The following is a 1,933-nucleotide window of genomic DNA, read 5'->3' on the forward strand; positions in this document are numbered from 1 at the left end:
TCGCGAGCGGCGACAGGGCGCGGGTCGGTGTCGATGCCGAAATCATGGGCCCAGTCGTCCTCTACGAGGAATGCGCCATGCGCGCGCACAACGTCATCGCAGGCATCACAGCCGCACACGGGCAAGTGAAAGTCGTGGAGTACACCTGCGTGAAGGTCGATCCCCGGGAACGGTGTGAGGACAAATGTCAGCAGGGCCGCTGTCGGGTCGCGAGGCACGACACGTACTGCGCGGACAACATGATCTGGCATGTGCAGAAGATCGCTGGTGGCGCTCGGGGTTTGCTCGAGAGTCACGTCGAAGGTGTCCTGCAGCCAATCGATGAGGGCGTCGGCGACGGCGTGCAGAGGCGCGAAACGCTGCGGATTGCTGAGACGGGAATACGAGTCTTCGGGTGGAGACTCTCCTCCCCATCGATTGCCGTAGTAAATCGGACGGCCCTGCTCATCGCGGTAGATCTCCACCGGAAACGTGGGGCGTCGGTACTCTGTCATGTTCACAAACTATCCGTCAGTGTTCTGGTCGCCGAGCAAGCGGTTGGCCCGCATATCGGATCCTCAGAGGACACCTCACAGACCGAACGGCATGCGGGACATCGGAGGCGTCCGGATAGCGGATCGACGAGCGCATCAACGCCTACCTCAACGACGCCCGGATCGGCAACACAGCCTAAAGACAAATGTCACACTTCTGGGCCTCAATCAAATCTAGGGTGTGACGACCACCTTGCCGAGCGCGCGCCCTTCACCGACGTAGGCGAGGGCCTGCGGTACCTCGTTGAGCGGGAAGGCGCGGTCGATGTGGATGCGAAGGTCGCCAGCGATGCAACGCTCTGCGACGGGCTCGAAATGCGCCGGTCCTTGCCGCGAAATAAGGATCCCCAGCCGGCGCCTGGTCAGCAGGCCAAGCGCGGCCCCGACCGTCATGACCCGCAGCAGCGTTCGCACGGTTCCGCCGACGCAGAGGTAGCGGCCGCCGCGGGTCAGCGCCCTCCGGTAGGCGAACACGGATCGGTGCGCGACGAGATCGAGCACCAGGTCGTACGGCTCGAGCCTGGTGAAGTCCTGACTGCGGTAATCGACCACTTCGTCGGCGCCGAGTTTCTGCATGAAATCGAGCTTGCCTGCGTTGTCGACCCCGGTCACGTGCGCGCCCGAGAGCTTGGCGAGCTGGATCGCGAACGAGCCCGCTCCGCCGCCCGCACCGTTGATCAGCACGCGCTGCCCGCGGCGTGCGCGGGCGGTTCCCTGAAACGCGATCGAGCCCGCCTGGGGCAGTGTCGAGGCCTCGGCGAATGTCAACTCTGATGGCTTGTGTGCGAGTGCCGATTCGGGAGCCACCGCGTATTCGGCGAAACCGCCCATGAGGCCCAGATTGTCGCCGTACACCTCATCACCCACGCGGAACCGCGTGACACCGGATCCGACGGATGCGACGCGTCCGGCGATGTCGGAGCCGAGCACCCGGCGCGCCGGTGTGCGTAGCCCGCCGAATCGCGCGTACATCGGAATTCCCCGCAGCCCCTCCCAGTCCGAGAGATTGACGGATGTCGCGGCGACCTCGACGAGCACCTGAGCTGCACTTGGCGCCGGCACCGGAACCTCCTCGACCCTCAGCACGTCGGGCGGACCGTACCGGTCGTAGACGACGGCCCTCATGCTGATCGGCCAAGCGGGAGACGTGCGGAATTGGACATGCGAGTCATCGTACGCGCGGCTTTGCCGCGCTGCGGAGGAGGGCGACCTGATTGAGGACAAGGCGCTCATGTCAGGGGCTCCCGTGCGAGCGAACGGCCGTCGCGGTGGAGCGGAACTCGTGGACGATTAGCCAGATGCCGAACCGGAATTTGTCAAGGCGAATGAGGCCAGTGGGAGTTTAGGCGGCTAGCGTCGCCGCGGGTTGGACCTTGTCTTGTTCTGCTGGTTTGTTGATC

General features: G+C 64.6%; 2 protein-coding genes. Both read right to left on the reverse strand.

What is annotated here, in order from left to right; all coding sequences use genetic code 11:
- Positions 1-494 (reverse strand): DUF6226 family protein (locus IWX89_RS18265; protein WP_231383496.1); only part of this gene is annotated, 494 nt, incomplete at its 3' end.
- Between the two features lie 213 nt (positions 495-707).
- Positions 708-1,658: an NAD(P)-dependent alcohol dehydrogenase gene (locus IWX89_RS18270; protein WP_196904957.1), complete on the reverse strand. Its 951-nt coding sequence runs from the start codon at positions 1,656-1,658 to the stop codon at positions 708-710.
- Positions 1,659-1,933: the final 275 nt, after the last annotated feature.

It is taken from the genome of Cryobacterium sp. MP_M3 (assembly GCF_015752155.1).
In the GTDB taxonomy this organism is placed as follows: domain Bacteria; phylum Actinomycetota; class Actinomycetes; order Actinomycetales; family Microbacteriaceae; genus Cryobacterium.

Coding starts and splice junctions, on each gene's coding strand:
- IWX89_RS18270 (WP_196904957.1), bottom strand. CDS start 1,658: ATGAGGGCCGTCGTCTACGACCGGTACGGTCCGCCCGACGTGCTGAGG.